General features: G+C 70.9%; 16 protein-coding genes. 5 read left to right on the top strand and 11 right to left on the bottom strand.

All coding sequences use genetic code 11. The features are described 5' to 3' along the window. Positions 1 to 31: 31 nt before the first annotated feature. Genes trmD through rpsP form a run of 4 tightly spaced genes read right to left on the bottom strand, consistent with a single transcriptional unit; the run spans position 32 to position 2,036 of the window. Positions 32 to 724 (bottom strand): tRNA (guanosine(37)-N1)-methyltransferase TrmD, encoded by a 693-nt coding sequence (gene trmD, locus ARTHRO9V_RS06735; protein ID WP_054145618.1) that lies wholly within the window; start codon positions 722 to 724, stop codon positions 32 to 34. Between the two features lie 3 nt (positions 725 to 727). Continuing rightward, positions 728 to 1,375, bottom strand: a complete 648-nt coding sequence (rimM, locus tag ARTHRO9V_RS06730; RefSeq protein ID WP_233568352.1) for a ribosome maturation factor RimM — start codon at positions 1,373 to 1,375, stop codon at positions 728 to 730. A gap of 4 nt (positions 1,376 to 1,379) precedes the next feature. Next, the gene (locus ARTHRO9V_RS06725) at positions 1,380 to 1,616 is read right to left on the bottom strand and encodes an RNA-binding protein (protein WP_043596309.1); all 237 of its coding nucleotides are present in this window, start codon (positions 1,614 to 1,616) and stop codon (positions 1,380 to 1,382) included. Between the two features lie 3 nt (positions 1,617 to 1,619). Continuing rightward, positions 1,620 to 2,036 carry a 30S ribosomal protein S16 gene (gene rpsP, locus ARTHRO9V_RS06720; protein WP_123570351.1) on the bottom strand — a complete coding sequence of 139 codons (417 nt, stop codon included), beginning with the start codon at positions 2,034 to 2,036 and terminating at the stop codon, positions 1,620 to 1,622. A 303-nt stretch (positions 2,037 to 2,339) separates the two neighbouring features. On the opposite strand from rpsP, the gene ARTHRO9V_RS06715 reads away from it, so the two are divergent. Continuing rightward, positions 2,340 to 3,485, top strand: a complete 1,146-nt coding sequence (locus ARTHRO9V_RS06715; RefSeq protein ID WP_123570352.1) for a glutamate--cysteine ligase — start codon at positions 2,340 to 2,342, stop codon at positions 3,483 to 3,485. Positions 3,486 to 3,576: 91 nt separating this feature from the next. Here ARTHRO9V_RS06715 and ffh read toward each other — a convergent pair whose 3' ends face one another. Further along, positions 3,577 to 5,148, bottom strand: coding sequence for a signal recognition particle protein (ffh, locus tag ARTHRO9V_RS06710; RefSeq protein ID WP_123570353.1), 1,572 nt, complete (start codon positions 5,146 to 5,148; stop codon positions 3,577 to 3,579). Between the two features lie 104 nt (positions 5,149 to 5,252). On the opposite strand from ffh, the gene lipB reads away from it, so the two are divergent. Together lipB and lipA are read left to right on the top strand one after the other, a co-directional pair. Then, complete coding sequence (gene lipB / locus ARTHRO9V_RS06705) at positions 5,253 to 5,936, top strand: lipoyl(octanoyl) transferase LipB (RefSeq protein WP_159826284.1); 684 nt, start codon at positions 5,253 to 5,255, stop codon at positions 5,934 to 5,936. Beyond that, entirely contained in the window at positions 5,933 to 6,919 is a 987-nt protein-coding gene (gene lipA / locus ARTHRO9V_RS06700) for a lipoyl synthase (RefSeq protein ID WP_159826282.1), read from the top strand. Before lipB ends, lipA begins: the two co-directional genes overlap by 4 nt. A gap of 20 nt (positions 6,920 to 6,939) precedes the next feature. On the opposite strand, the gene ftsY is transcribed toward lipA, so the two are convergent. Next, positions 6,940 to 7,821, bottom strand: coding sequence for a signal recognition particle-docking protein FtsY (gene ftsY, locus ARTHRO9V_RS06695; protein ID WP_369794381.1), 882 nt, complete (start codon positions 7,819 to 7,821; stop codon positions 6,940 to 6,942). A 197-nt stretch (positions 7,822 to 8,018) separates the two neighbouring features. Here ftsY and ARTHRO9V_RS06690 point away from each other — a divergent pair, with 197 nt between their 5' ends. Continuing rightward, the gene (locus tag ARTHRO9V_RS06690; protein ID WP_159826280.1) at positions 8,019 to 9,035 is read left to right on the top strand and encodes a TerC family protein; all 1,017 of its coding nucleotides are present in this window, start codon (positions 8,019 to 8,021) and stop codon (positions 9,033 to 9,035) included. A gap of 86 nt (positions 9,036 to 9,121) precedes the next feature. After that, entirely contained in the window at positions 9,122 to 9,703 is a 582-nt protein-coding gene (locus ARTHRO9V_RS06685; protein ID WP_056046205.1) for a histidine phosphatase family protein, read from the top strand. Between the two features lie 85 nt (positions 9,704 to 9,788). Here the strand turns inward: ARTHRO9V_RS06685 and ARTHRO9V_RS06680 are convergent, their stop codons facing one another. The 5 genes from ARTHRO9V_RS06680 to ARTHRO9V_RS06660 all read right to left on the bottom strand — a co-directional run bounded on the left by ARTHRO9V_RS06680 (position 9,789) and on the right by ARTHRO9V_RS06660 (position 16,229). Then, positions 9,789 to 13,523, bottom strand: coding sequence for an AAA family ATPase (locus tag ARTHRO9V_RS06680; protein ID WP_159826269.1), 3,735 nt, complete (start codon positions 13,521 to 13,523; stop codon positions 9,789 to 9,791). Positions 13,524 to 13,626: 103 nt separating this feature from the next. Further along, positions 13,627 to 14,640, bottom strand: coding sequence for an Fpg/Nei family DNA glycosylase (locus ARTHRO9V_RS06675; protein WP_159826267.1), 1,014 nt, complete (start codon positions 14,638 to 14,640; stop codon positions 13,627 to 13,629). A 2-nt stretch (positions 14,641 to 14,642) separates the two neighbouring features. Continuing rightward, positions 14,643 to 15,395 carry a ribonuclease III gene (gene rnc / locus ARTHRO9V_RS06670; RefSeq protein WP_056046210.1) on the bottom strand — a complete coding sequence of 251 codons (753 nt, stop codon included), beginning with the start codon at positions 15,393 to 15,395 and terminating at the stop codon, positions 14,643 to 14,645. Positions 15,396 to 15,432: 37 nt separating this feature from the next. After that, positions 15,433 to 15,636, bottom strand: coding sequence for a 50S ribosomal protein L32 (gene rpmF, locus ARTHRO9V_RS06665; protein WP_043593937.1), 204 nt, complete (start codon positions 15,634 to 15,636; stop codon positions 15,433 to 15,435). Between the two features lie 71 nt (positions 15,637 to 15,707). Further along, a complete protein-coding gene (locus tag ARTHRO9V_RS06660) occupies positions 15,708 to 16,229 on the bottom strand; it encodes a DUF177 domain-containing protein (protein ID WP_082452364.1) in 522 nt (173 codons plus the stop codon). Positions 16,230 to 16,241 lie beyond the last annotated feature (12 nt).

The following is a 16,241-nucleotide window of genomic DNA, read 5'->3' as shown; positions in this document are numbered from 1 at the left end:
GGGACGCCCGGAGCGCGCTGGCTCGGCCCGATCAGTCGAGCAGGTCGGGCCGTACCCGGCGGGTTCGTTCGAGCTGCTGCTCGCGACGCCAGGTCGCGATCGCCGCGTGGTTGCCGCTCAGCAGCACCGGAGGCACGTCGAGACCCCGCCAGGACGCCGGCTTGGTGTAGCTGGGGTACTCGAGCAGGCCGTCTTCGTGGCTCTCTTCGGTGAGGCTCTCGGGGTTGCCCACGACGCCCGGGACGAGACGACCGATGGCCTCGATCATCGCCGTGACGGCGACCTCGCCACCGTTCAGCACGTAGTCGCCCAGGCTGATCTCGCGCACCGTCGCCCGGGTGGCGGCGTGCTCGACGACGCGCTGGTCGATGCCCTCGTACCGGCCGCAGGTGAAGACCAGGTGCGGAGCGAACGCGAGCTCGCGAGCCGTGGCCTGGGTGAAGGGCGTGCCGGCCGGCGACGGGACGATCATGATCGTGTCGTCGGGCGTGGACGTCTCGCCGAAGACGTGGTCGAGCGCCTCGCCCCAGGGCTCGGGCCGCATGACCATGCCGGCCCCGCCACCGTAGGGGGTGTCGTCGACGGTGCGGTGCCGGTCGTGCGTGAAGTCACGCAGGTCGTGCACCTCGACGTCGAGCAGCTTCTGCTGCCGCGCCTTGCCGAGCAGCGAGATGTCGAGCACCCCGAAGAACTCGGGGAAGATCGACACGATGTCGATGCGCACGGGTCAGCGCTCGTCGTCGGGAGCGGACTCGCCGTCGGAGGCCGGCTCGTCGACACCGTCGGCGACCGACCGGTCGACGTCGTCGGAGGCCGGCTCGTCGTCGGTGTCGTCGGCCAGCTCTTCGAAGAGCCCCTGCGGCGGGGTCACGACGACCACGCCGCCCTCGACGTCGACCTTCGGCACGAGGGCCGATACGAACGGGACGAGGACTTCGCCCGACGCGGTGTCGACCGCGAGCAGGTCTTGGGCCGGCAGGTGGTCGACCCGGGCCACGGTGCCCACGACGACGCCGTCACGCTCGACGCGGAGGCCGACCAACTGGTGGTCGTACCAGGCGTCGGCCTCGTGGGGCAGTTCGTCGGCGTCCTGGTCGACCCAGAGGATCGCCTTGACGAGCGACTCGGCCGCCGTGCGGTCGTCGACCCCGTCGAAGAAGCCCACCGGGTGGCTGTTGTACCAGCGCAGCTCGGTGAGGGTGAGGGTCTTGTCGTGCCAGGCGCTGTCGGCGGGCACCTGGAGGCGGAACACGGCACCCGGCACGAAGCGTTGCTCGGGGGTGTCGGTGAAGAGTTCGAGCTTGAGGGCGCCCTTGAGGCCGTGGGCCTTGGTCAGGCGCCCCACCCGGAGTTCGGTCTTGCGGTCGGACGGCACGGTTCTAGAGATCGCCGTCGACGACGTCGACCCGGACCCGCTTGCCGTCGGCCAGCGCGGTGATCAGGGTCCGGAGGGCCTTGGCGGTGCGACCGGCACGGCCGATGACGCGACCGAGGTCGTCCGCGTGGACGTGCACCTCGAGGACGTCGCCTCGTGGGGAGTTCTTCTCCACGACCTGCACCTCGTCCGGGTGATCGACGATCCCCCGGACGAGGTGTTCGAGTGCAGGTGCGAGCACCGACTACGCCTCGGTGGTCTCGGCGTCGTCGCTGGACTCGGCGGGAGCCTCGGCCTTGGCCGCGGGCTTCTCGGTCTTGGGCACGAGGACCGGCTTCTTCTTCTCGTCGGCGACGAAGGCCTCTTTCGGAGCCTTGGTCTTGACGGTGCTGACGGCGTCGGCGTCGCCCTTGAACTTGCCCCAGTCGCCCGTGAGCTTCAGCAGAGCGGCGACTTGCTCGGTCGGCTGAGCGCCGACGCCGAGCCAGTACTGCGCACGCTCGGACTCGACCTCGATGAACGAGGGCTCCTCGGTGGGGTGGTACTTGCCGATCTCTTCGATGACGCGACCGTCACGCTTGGTGCGCGAGTCGGCGACGACGATGCGGTAGTAGGGGGCGCGGATCTTGCCCATGCGCTTGAGACGGATCTTGACAGCCACAATTCTCCTGTGTGATGTGATGTGGGCGAGTTGCCAGCCGTGAGCGTGGGGGCACACTCGGCTCGAAAGCTCTGATGGGAGTCGAACGTCGTCTGATTAGAGGGTCGGACGACAGAAGACTCGACCTCCCATTGTTGCAGACGAAAGGCCATCTGCACGAATTGCGTCTCGTCGTGTCCGGCACCGCGCCTCCTCGGCGTCACCGGACGTCACGGGCGGCGCAGGCCGGCCCGCCGGACGGCCCCGACCGGCACCCGACTGGCAGGATGGAACCGCCCTGACGCCCACGGGAAGGCCACGCGGATGCGCATCGATTTCACGACCTCAGAGCGGTCGACCCTCGGCGTCGAGTGGGAGCTCGCCCTCGTCGACCACGAGTCGGGAGAACTGGCGCCGCACGCCCCGGCGATCCTCGCCGACCTGGCCCACGTCAACGACGGCGGTCCGGAACGGTTGACCACCGAACTGCTCACCAACACGGTCGAGGTCGTCACGGGCGTGCACCGTCGGGTCGCCGACGCCGTCGACGACCTCCGGGGCACGATCGACCTGGTCCGGGGCCCGGCCTCCGTGCTCGGCGCCGACCTCATGTGCGCCGGGACGCATCCCTACAGCCGCTACGCCGACCAGGAGGTGACGCCCGACAAGGAGCGTTACGCCACCCTGATCGACCGGACGCGGTGGTGGGGCCGCCAGATGATGATCTGGGGCGTCCACGTCCACGTCGGCATCGACGACCAGGACAAGGTGCTGCCGATCCTCAACGGCATGCTCACCTACCTGCCGCACTTCCAGGCGCTGACGGCGTCGAGCCCGTTCTGGGTCGGCGAGGAGACCGGGTACGCCTCGAACCGCGCCCTGATGTTCCAGCAGCTCCCGACGGCGGGCTTGCCGCCCCAGTTCGCGACCTGGTCCGAGTACGAGGCCATGGTCGCCGACATGACCCACACCGGCGTGATCGACGACCACAGCGAGTTGCGCTGGGACCTCCGCCCCTCACCGAAGTGGGGCACCCTCGAGACGCGCGTCTTCGACGGCATCGCGACGACCGACGAGCTCGCCGCCGTGACGGCACTGGTGCAGTGCCTCGTCGACGACATGTCCGAGCGGCTCGACCGCGGCGAGACCCTGACGAGCATGCAACCGTGGTTCGTCCGTGAGAACAAGTGGCGCGCCGCCCGCTACGGCATGGACGCCATCGTGATCCAGAACGCGGCCGGCGACGAACGACTGGTGACGGACGACCTGCGCGAACTCGTGACGTCGCTCGAGCCGGCGGCCGAACGCCTCGGCTGCCTCGACGAACTGCACTCGCTCGCGACGATCACCGACCGCGGGGCCAGCTACCAACGCCAGCTCACCGTCGCCGCCGCGCACGGGGGCGACCTGCGCCCCGTCGTGGCGTCGCTGGTCCGCGAGTTCGACGAAGGGCTGTCCGCAGCCGAATGACCAGCCGCCTGCGGCGCGACGGGCACGCAACGACGCCCGCCCCGCATCAGGCGGGGCGGGCGTCGAGGACCGTCAGGAGGCGCGGGTCGGCTCAGCCGCGCCCGAGCATCTTCTGCAGCGACGCGAGTTCTTCGGGCGAGGGCGCCGCGCCACCCGCGGCGGCCCCGCCGCCGCCGAGCCCGAAGCCCGAGCCGCCGGGAGCCGAGGACGCCGGCCTGGCACCGGTGGTGAGGGCGGCGTTCTGTGCGGCACGTTTGGCCGGGTTGCCGGCCTTGGAGCCCTTCTTCTTGGGCTGCGCCTTCTTGCCGGCGTACGAGGCCCCAGGGATCGGCCCCATGCCGGGCACCTGGGGCACGCCGCCCTTGGCGACGGTCTTCATCATCTTCGACGCCTGCTCGAAGCGCTGGACGAGCTGGTTGACGTCGGTGACCGTCATGCCCGAACCGCGGGCGATGCGGAGGCGACGCGAGCCGTTGAGCAGCTTGGGCATCGCTCGCTCTTGCTTGGTCATCGACTGGATGATCGCCTCGGTGCGGACGATCTCGCGTTCGTCGAAGTTCTCGAGTTGCTCGCGCATGCCCTTGGCACCCGGCAGCATGCCGAGCATGCCCTTGATCGAACCCATCTTGCGCAGCTGCTGCATCTGCGTGAGGAAGTCGTCGAGCGTGAAGGAGTCGGTCGCGATCTTCTGCGCGACCGCCATCGCCTCTTCTTCGTCGAAGGCCTGCTGGGCCTGCTCGATCAGCGAGAGGATGTCGCCGAGGTCGAGGATGCGGCTCGCCATGCGGTCGGGGTGGAACGGCTCGAAGTCGTCGAGCGACTCACCCGTCGAGGCGAACATGATGGGGCGGCCGGTGACCGAGGCCACGCTGAGTGCGGCACCACCGCGGGCGTCTCCGTCGAGCTTGGAGAGCACGACGCCGGTGAAGTCCACACCGTCCTGGAAGGCCTTGGCGGTCGCGACGGCGTCCTGACCGATCATCGCGTCGATGACGAAGAGCACCTCGTCGGGATCGACCGCCTTGCGGATGTTCGCGGCCTGCTTCATGAGCTCGGCGTCGACGCCGAGACGGCCGGCCGTGTCGACGATGACGGTGTCGTACTGCTTGTCGCGGGCGTACTTGATGGCCTGCTTCGCGACCTTGACGGGGTCGCCGACGCCGTTGCCCGGCTCGGGCGCGAAGACGTGGGCACCGGCCTGCTCACCGACGACCTGCAGCTGCGTCACCGCATTGGGGCGCTGGAGGTCGGCCGCCACGAGCATGGGCGTGTGGCCGTCCTTCGCGAGCCACTTGGCCAGCTTGCCCGCGAGGGTCGTCTTGCCGGCACCCTGGAGGCCCGCGAGCATGATCACGGTCGGCGGGTTCTTCGCGAACTCGAGCCGGCGCTGCTGACCACCGAGGATCTGCACCAGTTCTTCGTTGACGATCTGGACGACCTGCTGCGCCGGGTTCAGGGCCTTGCTGACCTCGTCGCCGAGGGCGCGGTCGCGGACCGTGTTCGTGAAGGCCTTGACGACGTCGAACGCGACGTCGGCGTCGAGCAGGGCACGACGGATCTCGCGCACGGTGCCGTCGACGTCGGCGGGGCTCAGCTTGCCCTTGTTGCGGAGGTTCTTGAACGTTTCCGCGAGGCGGTCGGAGAGGGTTCCAAAAGTGGCCATGGTGCGCCCATCTTAACCGACCGTCGGCCTCCTGTGCTGCGTGGCCGCGCCTCCTCGGCCCGTCGTTGTTGTACCGAGTGCATCAATTGGCCTAGCCTCGGGGTGTGACCACGACGCGACGCACGGGCCTCACGGGCCCGCCACTCGACTACGACAAGGGCCTGCGCCTGCAGCGCGAGCTGCACGCCGACGTCGTGGCCGGCCGGCTGGACTCGGCCCTCGTCCTCTGCCAGCACCCGTCGGTGTACACGGCGGGCACGCGGACGCAGCCCGCCGACCTGCCGCGCGACGGCTCCCCCGTGACCCGGGTGGACCGCGGCGGACGCATCACGTGGCACGGCCCCGGCCAGCTCGTGGCGTACCCGATCGTCCGCCTGCCCGAACCGCTGGACGTCGTCGCCCACGTCCGGGCGCTCGAGGCGTGCCTGATCGCCGTGTGCGCGGGCGTCGGGGTGTCGGCCGTCCGCGTCGAGGGGCGCAGCGGCGCCTGGGTGCGCGGACCGCTCGGCGACGAGAAGGTCGCGGCGGTCGGCGTGCGGGTCGCCGAGGGAGTGACGATGCACGGCGTCGCCCTCAACTGCGACGCCGACCTGTCGCCGTACGCCGGGATCGTGCCCTGCGGCATCACCGACGCCGGCGTGACCAGCCTGACCCGCGCCTCCGGGAGGCGCGTGGCCGTCACCGACGTCGCGGACGCCCTCGAGACCTCCCTGACCGCCTACCTGACCAGCCTCGAGACCGTCGGCCGCGTGCCGGCCCGACCCGACCCCGTGGGAGCCCACCGATGACGACGACCGCCCCCGAGGGACGACGCCTGTTGCGCGTCGAGGCCCGCAACGCCGAGACCCCGATCGAGAAGAAGCCGACCTGGATCAGGACGACCGCGAGGCAGGGCCCCGAGTACCGCGCCCTGACCGAGCTCGTGGCCGACAAGAGACTGCACACGGTCTGCCAGGAGGCCGGCTGCCCGAACATCTTCGAGTGCTGGGAGGACCGGGAGGCCACGTTCCTGATCGGCGGCTCGCAGTGCACGCGGCGCTGCGACTTCTGTCAGATCGACACCGGCAGGCCGAGCCCGATCGACCGCCGCGAGCCCCTGTCGGTCGCCGAGTCGGTGCGCGAGATGGGGCTGCGCTACGCGACCGTGACAGGCGTCGCGCGCGACGACCTCGACGACGGAGGCGCGTGGCTCTACGCCGAGACCATCCGTCGCATCCACGAGCTGAACCCGGGCACGGGGGTCGAGATCCTCGTCCCCGACTTCAACGGTCGCCCCGACCTGCTCGCGCAGGTCTTCGACGCCCGTCCCGAGGTCTTCGCCCACAACGTCGAGACCGTGCCGCGCATCTTCAAGCGCATCCGCCCCGCGTTCACCTTCGAGCGGTCGCTCGACGTCATCCGGCAGGGGCACGACGCCGGCCTGGTCACCAAGTCGAACCTCATCCTCGGCATGGGCGAGGATCGCGACGAGGTGATCGACGCCCTCGAGCGCCTGAGGGAGGCGCACACCGACGTCGTCACGCTGACCCAGTACCTGCGTCCCAGCCCGCGACACCTGCCGGTGGCGCGATGGGTGCACCCGGACGAGTTCGTCGACTTCCGGGAGATCGCGGAGGACATGGGGTTCAGCGGCGTGCTGGCCGGGCCGCTCGTGCGCTCGTCGTACCGGGCGGGCCGCCTCTGGGCGAGGGCGACCGAGGCGCGGGGCGAGGTCGTGCCCGAGGCCCTGCGACACCTGCTCGAGGCCGGGGCCGGGCGCCAGGCCGTGTGACCCGTGCCCGCCGGGGCTCGCTACGCGATGAGGTTCTGGACGAACACGTGCGGCGTGAAGCCCGTGAGGTCGCCGATGCCTTCGCCCTGCCCGACCAGCTTGATCGGGATGCCCGTCTGTTCTTGCACCGCGAGGACGAAGCCGCCGCGGGCCGAACCGTCGAGCTTCGTCAGCACGAGGCCCGTGACCCCGGCGTGCTCGATGAAGGCCTGCGCCTGGGCGAGGCCGTTCTGACCCGTCGTCGCGTCGAGCACGAGCAGCACCTCGGCGATCTCGGTCTGCTTCTCGACGACGCGTTTGATCTTGCCGAGCTCGTCCATCAGGCCCGACTTCGTCTGCAGGCGCCCGGCGGTGTCGATCAGGACGATCTCGATGCCCTCGCGCATGGCGAGCTCGACCGTCTGGAACGCCACGGACGCGGGGTCCTGCCCCTGTTGCTGCGGGCGGACGATGCGCGCCCCCGCCCGATCGGCCCAGGTCGCGACCTGCTCGACGGCCGCGGCCCGGAACGTGTCGGCCGCGCCCACGACGACCGAGCGGTCGTAGTTGCGGAGGAACTTGGCGAACTTGCCGATGGTGGTCGTCTTGCCGACGCCGTTGACGCCGACCATGAGCACGACGGCGGGTCGCGCGCTGAGCTTCAGGGTCGAGTCGAGCTTGGAGAGGCGCTCTTCGAGGGTCTCGCGCAGCATGCGCTTGAGGTCGGCGGGGTCGGTGGTCGAGTAGCGCTGCACCTTCGCCTGCAGGTCGTCGATGATCTGCTCGGTCACGTCCGGGCCGAAGTCGGCGCCGATCAAGGCGGCCTCGAGGTCGTCCCACGTGGTCTCGTCGATCGTCTTCTTGGCGAACATGCCACGGAGGGCACCGGAGAGGGACCAGGGAGAAGCCATGCGGGCCAGCATATTCGGCCCCGGGCGAGACCGCAGACGTGCAGAGGCTGTAAGCTCGCCAGGTTGAAGGGGAGTACTCCCACGCGGTGGCGTCGTCAATACGGAAGAGACCGATCTCGACCCGGTGCACCGGTTCGCAGCCGTCCTGATCAGGACGCGTCGCGAGTGGAGGAGACCTTCGGTACCCGCTGCGTACTGGAGGTACACACATGGACGTCCACTTCTTGACCTGGGCGATCACCATCGCCGGCATCATCGGCCTGCTGTTCTTCGACTTCTTCAGTCACGTGCGCACGCCGCACGAGCCGACCATCCGCGAATCGGCCATCTGGTCGGGCGTCTACATCGGCATCGCCGTCCTGTTCGGCGTCGGGGTCGGCGTCTTCTCGAACTGGACCTTCGGTGGCGAGTACTTCGCCGGCTACATCACCGAGAAGGCCCTCTCGGTCGACAACCTGTTCGTCTTCCTGATCATCATGACGAGCTTCGCGGTGCCCCGCATCTACCAGCAGAAGGTGCTGCTCGTCGGCATCGCCATCGCCCTGCTGTCGCGTGGTCTGTTCATCGCGGCGGGCGTCGTCATCATCGAGAACTTCTCGTGGGTCTTCTACCTCTTCGGCATCCTGCTCTTCTGGCTCGCCTACAGCCAGGTCAAGGGCGGCCACGGCGACGACGAGAAGGACGAGGCGGACAGCAAGCTCATCCGCGCCCTGCGCCGCGTCATCCCCACCTCGCAGGACTACGACGGCCAGAAGCTGACCACCAAGGTCGACGGCAAGCGCCTCTTCACCCCGCTCTTCCTCGTGATGGTCGCGATCGGCCTGACCGACGTGCTCTTCGCGCTCGACTCGATCCCGGCCATCTTCGGCCTCACGCAAGAGGCCTACATCGTCTTCACGGCGAACGCGTTCTCGCTGCTCGGCCTGCGCCAGCTGTACTTCCTCATCTCGGGCCTGCTCGAGCGCCTCGTCTACCTCGCCCAGGGCCTCGCGGTCATCCTCGCCTTCATCGGCGTCAAGCTGCTGTTCCACGCCCTGCACGTCAACGAGGTGCCGTTCATCAACGGTGGCGAGCCGATCACCTGGATCCCCGAGATCCCGATCTGGTTCTCCCTCGGCTTCATCGTGCTGACGATCGCCGTCGCGACCGTCGCCAGCCTCGCGAAGACCCGTCGGGACGCCCGGACGAAGGCCGGCGTCACGGCGAGCACCGACGACGACCACTGATCCCCCGACGGGCGGTCCCCACCGGGGCCGCCCGTCGCCACTCCCCGCGGCACCCCCGCGGCCGCACCACGGAACGGAACACCCCGATGCGCCTCGAACTCATCCGCCACGGTCAGACCGACTGGAACCTCGCCGACAAGCTCCAGGGCTCCTCGGACATCCCCCTGAACGACACGGGCCGCGGCCAGGCCCTCGAGGCGGCTCGCCTGCTGGCCGGCGTCGAGTGGAGCGCCATCGTGTCGTCGCCGCTCGGGCGTGCCCGCGAGACCGCGGAGATCATCGCCGCCGAACTGGGCATCGAGCTGGGTGACGCCTACGACGAACTGATCGAGCGCGACTACGCGTCGCACGAGGGCCGCACCCCCGAGTCGCCGATCCCCGACCAGCCGAACGCGGACTACCCCGACATCGAACCGCGCGAGTCGGTCGCGGCCCGCGGCCTCGGCGCCCTCGAGATGATCCGCGACACGCGGCTGCCCCTCGACGGTGACGACGCCCACATCGTCGTCGTCTGCCACGGCACGATCATCCGGTTCACCCTCGCCGAGATCCTCGGTCGCGAGGTGCCGCACATCGAGAACGCCGCGGCGAACACCGTCGAGTGGGACGGCACCGCCTGGCACGTGCTGAGCATCAACGGCGGGGTCGTCGACACGCCGATCGACTGACACCCCGGTGCCCCACGGGGCGCGACGAGAACGCAGGAGGCGCGGCCACGCAGGTCGCGCCTCCTGCGTTTCGCGTCGGGGGGGCTCAGGAGGCGTCGGCGACGCCGCGCTCGGCCGGGGGGCCCGCGGCGGTGCCGCGCTCGGCGACGACGCGCTGGCCGACGACGGCGCTGACCCCGTCCTGACGCATCGAGACGCCGTAGAGGGCGTCGGCGATCTCCATCGTGCGCTTCTGGTGCGTGATGACGATCAGTTGGCTCGACTCGCGGAGGTCCTCGAAGATCGTCAACAACCGGCCGAGGTTGGCGTCGTCCAGGGCCGCCTCGACCTCGTCCATGATGTAGAACGGGCTCGGCCGGGCCTTGAAGATCGCGATCAGCAACGCCACGGCGGCCAACGACCGCTCGCCCCCGGACAGCAGCGAGAGCCGCTCGATCTTCTTGCCGGCGGGCTTCACCGTCACCTCGATCCCGGTCGCCAGCAGGTCGTCGGGGTCGGTCAGGTGGAGCGAACCGCTGCCCCCCGGGAAGAGGATCGGGAAGACCCGGTCGAAGGCGGCCTGGGTGTCGGCGAACGCGCTCGCGAAGATGGTCTGCATCTTGTCGTCGATCTCGTCGATGATCGTCAGCAGGTCCGCGCGGGTGCCGGTCAGGTCGGAGAGCTGCTCGGTCAGGAAGAGATGGCGCTGCTCGAGCGCCGCGAACTCCTCGAGGGCCAGGGGGTTCACCCGGCCGAGCCGGGCGAGCTTCTTCTCGGCCACGGCGAGCCGGCGCTGCTGCGTCGCGCGGTCGAAGGGCACGCCCCGAGGAGGCGCGGTGGCGGCCCCGGCGAGGGTCGCGTCGTCGAGGTCGGCGGCACCGTCGGGTCCGCGGGCGGCACGGCCAGCGCCCTCCCCCGCGGCGTCGTCCTCGCCCGTGGCGTCGTCCTCGCCCGCGGCGTCGACGTCGACCAGGTCGACCTCGTCGTCCACGGACGGGCGGGTCACGACCTCGTCGTCGCTCGGCACGAGCACGTGCGGTCCGTACTCGGCGACGAGGACGTCCTCGACGAGGCCGAGCTCGGAGCCGGCCCGTTCGAGCAGCCCGGACAGGTGCAGCGTCTTCTCGTAGATCTCCATCTCGAGGCCGTGCACGCTCTCGGTCACGGTGGCGAGCCGGTCGCGCAGCTCGCGCTCGGCTCCGCGGAGCGCCTGCAGCTCGGTGTTCTGCTCGGTCCGGGCCGCCTCGGCCTCCGCCAGGACCGCGCGCGCCTCGGCCACCGACCGGGCCGCGGCGTCCAGGGTCGGCGGCAGGGCCTCGAGCACCGACGACGTGGCGGCCATCTGGCGATGCCGCACCACCGTCTGACGGGCCTGGAGTTCGGCGGCCGCCCGTTGCTCGTCGAGTTGACGCTGCAGGGCCTCGGCCCGGGCGATCTCGGCCCGGACCCGTTCGCGGACGGTCTCGAGGGCGATGCGGCGCTCGGTCTCGACGGCGCGCGCCGTCTCGACCTCGGCCAGCAGGCCGTCGCGCGCCGACGCGTCGAGCAGCGGACGCGGGCGGGCGGCGTGTTCGTCGTGGGCGGCCGCCGCGGCGTCGACGGCGCGGCTCGCGGCGTCGACGGCCTCGACCGACGCGTCGAGCGCGACCGAGAGCCGATCGACCTCGGCCTCGGCGGCCTCGACCCGGGCACGCAGACGACCGAGCTGCTGCCCGTGGGAGGTGACCCGCGCCTCCTCGTCCCGGGCGGCGGCCGCTGCCTCTTTCGCTCGGGTACGCGTCGTGGCGAGCCGTTCCCGGAGCTCGGCGAGCCCGGGAGCGAGCCGCTCGATCTCGGTGGCCACGCCGGTGAGCCGCTCGGCGGCCGCATCGCGCTCGGCGACGAGCTCGAGACGCGACCGCTCGACGCCCGACCCGCCGCGCAGCATGTAGTCGGTCAGCACCTCGCCGGCCCGCGTGATGACGGTCACGGGGACAGGGTGGCCGGCGAGTGCCCGCCAGGCCGAGCGAGCGACCGCGAGGTCGTCGGCCACGACGGTGGCGGCCAGCAGTCCGAGCACCCCGGGAGGCGCGGTGACGACGGCCGTGGCGGCGACGGTCCCGGCCGGGAGATCGACGTCGAGCGTCGACCGGAGCCGCTCGGGCTCGGCCACGACGACCTCGACCCGACCGAGCTCGGCCTCGGTGGCGTGCGCGACCGCGTCGACGGCGGCCTCGACGTCGTCGGCCAGCACCGAGTCGACCACGCTGCCGAGCGCCGCCGCGACGGCGGCCTCGTAGCCGGGACTCACCTGCACGTGCTCGGCCACCAGGCCGCGGATGCCCGGTCGGGCCGCGGCGACCAGGGCGGCCGTGGCGTCGTTCTGGTCGAGGGCCAGCGAGAGCGCGCTGCGGCGGGCCGCGAGGGCGTCGCGCTCACGCTCGGCCGCGTGCAGGCGGTCGCGCCGCTCGTCGACGCTCGCCGTGAGGGTCGACAGCTGTTCTTCGGCCTCGGCCTGGACGGCGGCGTGGTCGACGCCGTCGGCGTCGGCCCGCGGGGACCGCTGCTCGAGCTCGGCGTACTCGGCCCGCCCGGCGTCGCGACGCGCCTCGGCGGCCTCGAGTGCCGCGCGCTGCCGCAGCTGCTCACCCCGGACGGCCGCGAGCCCCGACCGTGCCGCCTCGAGGGCGCCGCGCAGGCGGGTCGCCTCGAGGTCGTGCTGCGAGACGAGGACGCTCTGGGCCTGGATCTCGACGTCGAGGGCGTCGAGGGAGGCCCGGGCCGTGGCCAGGTCGGCCCCGGCCTGCCCCACCGCCGCCTCGGCCTGCGAGACGTCGCCGCGCAGGCGCTCGGCCTCGTCGCGGGCGTCGGCGACCATGCCCGAGCTGACGGTGGTCGCCACGGCGGGTCGGTCCCCCTGCTGGGCGAGCAGCTGGAGTCGCTGCTGCGCGAGGCTCGACAGGCTGCGCAGGCGCTCGTGGACCGACTCGAGTCCGAAGACGACCCGACGGGCCTCGTCGACGGCGTCGCCGACCATGGCCTGCTCGAGGCGGTGCTCGCGCTGCTTGTTCTCGTCCAGGCGGCCCTGCAGGACGAGGCGCTCGCTCTTGCGCTCGGCCTCGCTGCTCGACCGGGCCGTGAGCGACTCGCGGAGGGCGACGACCTCGTCGGCCAGCAGACGGGCGCGGGCGTCGCGGACGACCGCCGCGATGGTCTGCGCCTCACGGGCGATCTCGGCCTGGCGCCCGAGCGGCTTGAGCTGGCGGCGGATCTCGCCCGCGAGGTCGCTGAGGCGCGTGAGGTTCGTCTGCATGCCCTCGAGCTTGCGGAGGGTCTTCTCCTTGCGACGACGGTGCTTGAGGATGCCGGCGGCCTCCTCGACGAAGCCCCGGCGGTCCTCGGGAGTGGCGCGCAACACGGCGTCGAGCTGCCCCTGCCCCACGATGACGTGCATCTCGCGGCCGAGGCCGGAGTCGCTGAGGAGCTCTTGCACGTCGAGCAGCCGACAGCCCTCGCCGTTGATGGCGTACTCGCTGCCCCCGTTGCGGAAGAGCGTCCGACTGATCGTCACCTCGGTGTAGTCGATGGGCAGGGCCCCGTCGGAGTTGTCGATCGTCAGCACGACCTGCGCCCGACCGAGCGGACCGCGGGTCGACGTGCCGGCGAAGATGACGTCCTCCATCTTGCCGCCGCGCAGGTTCTTCGCCCCCTGCTCGCCCATCACCCAGGCGAGGGCGTCGACGACGTTGCTCTTGCCCGAACCGTTCGGGCCGACGACGCAGGTGACCCCCGGCTCGAAGGCGAACGTGGTCGCGGAGGCGAACGACTTGAAGCCCTTGAGCGTGAGGCTCTTCAGGTACATGCGCCGCGCCTCCTCGGGACTCGTGACGGGTGGTGACCCGCGCTCAAGGATAGGGGCGGAGGCCCCGCGGACCGGGGAGGCGGACGCCCTCGGCCGTCGGGGTTCAGCGCGTGCGCACTCGCTGGCAGCGGGGGCAGAAGTGACTCGACCGGTTCATGAAGGCCTCGCGCACGATGAGCGTGCCGCACCGTGGGCACGGACGCCCCTGCTGCCCGTACGCGGCGAGGCTGTGGCTGAAATAGCCCGACTGGCCGTTGACGTTGACGTACTGGGCGTCGAAGCTCGTGCCCCCCTCGCCGAGGGCCTTGAGCAGCACGACCCGCACCTCGGCCAGCAGCACCCGCGCCCGAGCCCTCGACAACGACTCGGTGGGCTGTTCGGGGTGCACCCGCGCGGCCCAGAGGCTCTCGTCGGCGTAGATGTTGCCCACCCCGCTCAGCAGACCCTGGTCGAGGAGCGCCCGCTTCACCGCCGTGCGGCGGTCCAGCAGACGGGTGATCACCCGCGCCTCGTCGAAGGCCGGGTCGAGCGGGTCGCGCGCGATGTGCGAGACCTGCTGCGGGACGCGGCGCACCCAGGCGGCCGGGTCGGCGTCGGTGCCGACGGTCGTCGTGGCGGTCGTGGTGCCGGGTGTGGCCTCCCCCGCGGCCAGGACGTCGGAACCCAGGAGGCGCGGGCCGGCGAACCCCGCCGCGCGCCCGTCCAGGGTGGGCACCGTCTCGTCGAGGGCCATCGAGCCGAAGATGCGCTGGTCGACGAAGGCGAGCCGCACGGGGCCGAGCGACGGGCTCTCGACGTTGAGCCGGATGCGCATCAGACGGTCGGGCTCGGCATCCCGGCTGCGGAGCAACACCTGCCCGCTCATGCCGAGATGCGCGACCAGGGCCAGGGGCTGCTCGTGCCGCTCGACCGGTTCGAAGGGGAACCAGAGGAACTTGCCCCGGCGGACGGCCGAATCGATCGTGCCGCCGACGAGCCGGTCGACGAAGTCGTCGCTCGGACCACGGTGTCGCTTGAGCGACCGCTGGTCGAGCACCTCGACGGCCGTCACCACGGCGCCGGACACCACCGGGTGCAGACCGGCACGGACGACCTCGACCTCGGGCAGTTCGGGCACGGTCAGTCGACGGAGGCGGCGGCCCGACGGGCGGCGGCGACGCCGGCAGCCGACGCGTTGAGGGACGTCCACGCCCCGAGGGCGGCGGCCATCTCGGCCTGCTTCTTGCTGCTGCCGGACCCCTCGGCGACTCCCTGGTCGTCGCCCAGGGCGACGACGGCGTGGAACCGTTTGTCGTGGTCGGGCCCGCTGTCGGTCACCGAGTACGAGGGCATGCCCCTGCCGAGGGTCGCTGCTAGTTCTTGCAGGCTGGTCTTGGGGTCCATCGCGGCGCCGAAGCGATCCGGGTCGACCAGCAGAGGAGCCACGAGACGCAGCACGAGCGCCGTGGCGGCTTCACCGCCGGCCTCGAGGTAGGTCGCCCCGATGATGGCCTCGACCGTGTCGGCCAGGATCGAGTGCTTGTCGCGACCACCGGTCAGCTCTTCGCCGCGACCGAGGCGCAGGTGCGGGCCGAGGCCGATGATCCGCGCCACCTCGGCCAGGGCGACGGTGCTGACCAGGCTGGCCCGACGCTTGGCGAGGTCGCCCTCGTCGAGGTCGGGGTTCTCGGTGAAGAGCATGACCGTGACGGCCTGGCCCAGGATCGAGTCGCCGAGGAACTCGAGGCGCTCGTTGTTGCCCACGCCGCCGTGCTCGTACGAGTACGACCGGTGGGTCAGCGCCTGGTCGATCAGGTCGTCGCTGAGCTCGATCTGCAGTCGGGACAAGAGAACAGCCCGGTCGGCACCAGGGCTCGACTCGGGCTGACTCATGCGCTCACCGCGAGGGTGGACGGGTTCACGTCGGTGATCAGACGTCGGCGACCTTGCGGCCCTTGTACTCCATGTACAGGGCGGTGCCGGCGCTGTCCTCGACGACCTTGGCACGGTGCGGGAGGCTGTAGGTGACCTTGCCGTTCTCGATCGTCTTGACGAGCTGGACCGGCGTGGCCTTCCACTGCGAACGACGAGCGTGCGTGTTGGAGCGTGACTGCTTGCGCTTCGGGACGGCCATGGGTTTCTCTTCTCTCTGTCGGCACCCTCACGGGTGCCTGGGTCTGACGATGGTGGGTGACGCGGTGGTGTTCAGTGCTGCTCGTCGGCCGGGCGCTGGTCGTCGTGACCGGTGCCCTGTGACGTGCCGTCGGCGGGTGCCGATTCAGCCTGGAACCCTGCCAGTGCCGACCAGCGGGGGTCGGCGATCTCGCGGGGCTGGTAGTCGGGGATGTCGTCCACGCGCTCGCCCGTTTCGGGGTCGAGGCCCGGACAATCCGGCCGACAGACCGGCTGGAAGGGCAGTGACAGAACCACTGCGTCTCTGACCACGGGTTCAAGATCCACGTGATCGTCTTGAACCTGATAGTCAAAAGCTTCGTCGACATCGTACGCGAAAAGCTCGGCGAAATCGACTTCGACGGGCTCGGAGATGTCACGGAGGCACCGGCTGCACTCGCCGACCGCCGTGCCCGACACGTGTGCGGACACCAGGATGCCGTCGTGCAGCCCCTCGAGCTTGACGTCGATCGCGATCTCGGCACCCTTCGGCACCGAGATCTGGCCCTCGCCGAGTTTCTCGGGCACGACGACGTCGAGCTCGTGCTCGCGCATCTCGCCCGGACG

Origin of the sequence: Frigoribacterium sp. 9N (genome assembly GCF_902506305.1) — a bacterium.
Taxonomy (GTDB): Bacteria; Actinomycetota; Actinomycetes; order Actinomycetales; family Microbacteriaceae; genus Frigoribacterium.
Note: the sequence above shows the minus strand (reverse complement) of the source record. Positions and strands in the feature narration are given on the sequence as shown.

Excerpts from the sequence above, each read along its gene's own strand:
- ARTHRO9V_RS06715 (WP_123570352.1), top strand. The coding sequence starts at position 2,340 with ATGCGCATCGATTTCACGACCTCAGAGCGGTCGACCCTCGGCGTCGAG.
- ffh (WP_123570353.1), bottom strand. The coding sequence starts at position 5,148 with ATGGCCACTTTTGGAACCCTCTCCGACCGCCTCGCGGAAACGTTCAAG.
- lipA (WP_159826282.1), top strand. The coding sequence starts at position 5,933 with ATGACGACGACCGCCCCCGAGGGACGACGCCTGTTGCGCGTCGAGGCC.
- ftsY (WP_369794381.1), bottom strand. The coding sequence starts at position 7,821 with ATGCTGGCCCGCATGGCTTCTCCCTGGTCCCTCTCCGGTGCCCTCCGT.
- ARTHRO9V_RS06690 (WP_159826280.1), top strand. The coding sequence starts at position 8,019 with ATGGACGTCCACTTCTTGACCTGGGCGATCACCATCGCCGGCATCATC.
- ARTHRO9V_RS06685 (WP_056046205.1), top strand. The coding sequence starts at position 9,122 with ATGCGCCTCGAACTCATCCGCCACGGTCAGACCGACTGGAACCTCGCC.
- ARTHRO9V_RS06680 (WP_159826269.1), bottom strand. The coding sequence starts at position 13,523 with ATGTACCTGAAGAGCCTCACGCTCAAGGGCTTCAAGTCGTTCGCCTCC.
- rnc (WP_056046210.1), bottom strand. The coding sequence starts at position 15,395 with ATGAGTCAGCCCGAGTCGAGCCCTGGTGCCGACCGGGCTGTTCTCTTG.
- rpmF (WP_043593937.1), bottom strand. The coding sequence starts at position 15,636 with ATGGCCGTCCCGAAGCGCAAGCAGTCACGCTCCAACACGCACGCTCGT.
- ARTHRO9V_RS06660 (WP_082452364.1), bottom strand. The coding sequence starts at position 16,229 with ATGCGCGAGCACGAGCTCGACGTCGTCGTGCCCGAGAAACTCGGCGAG.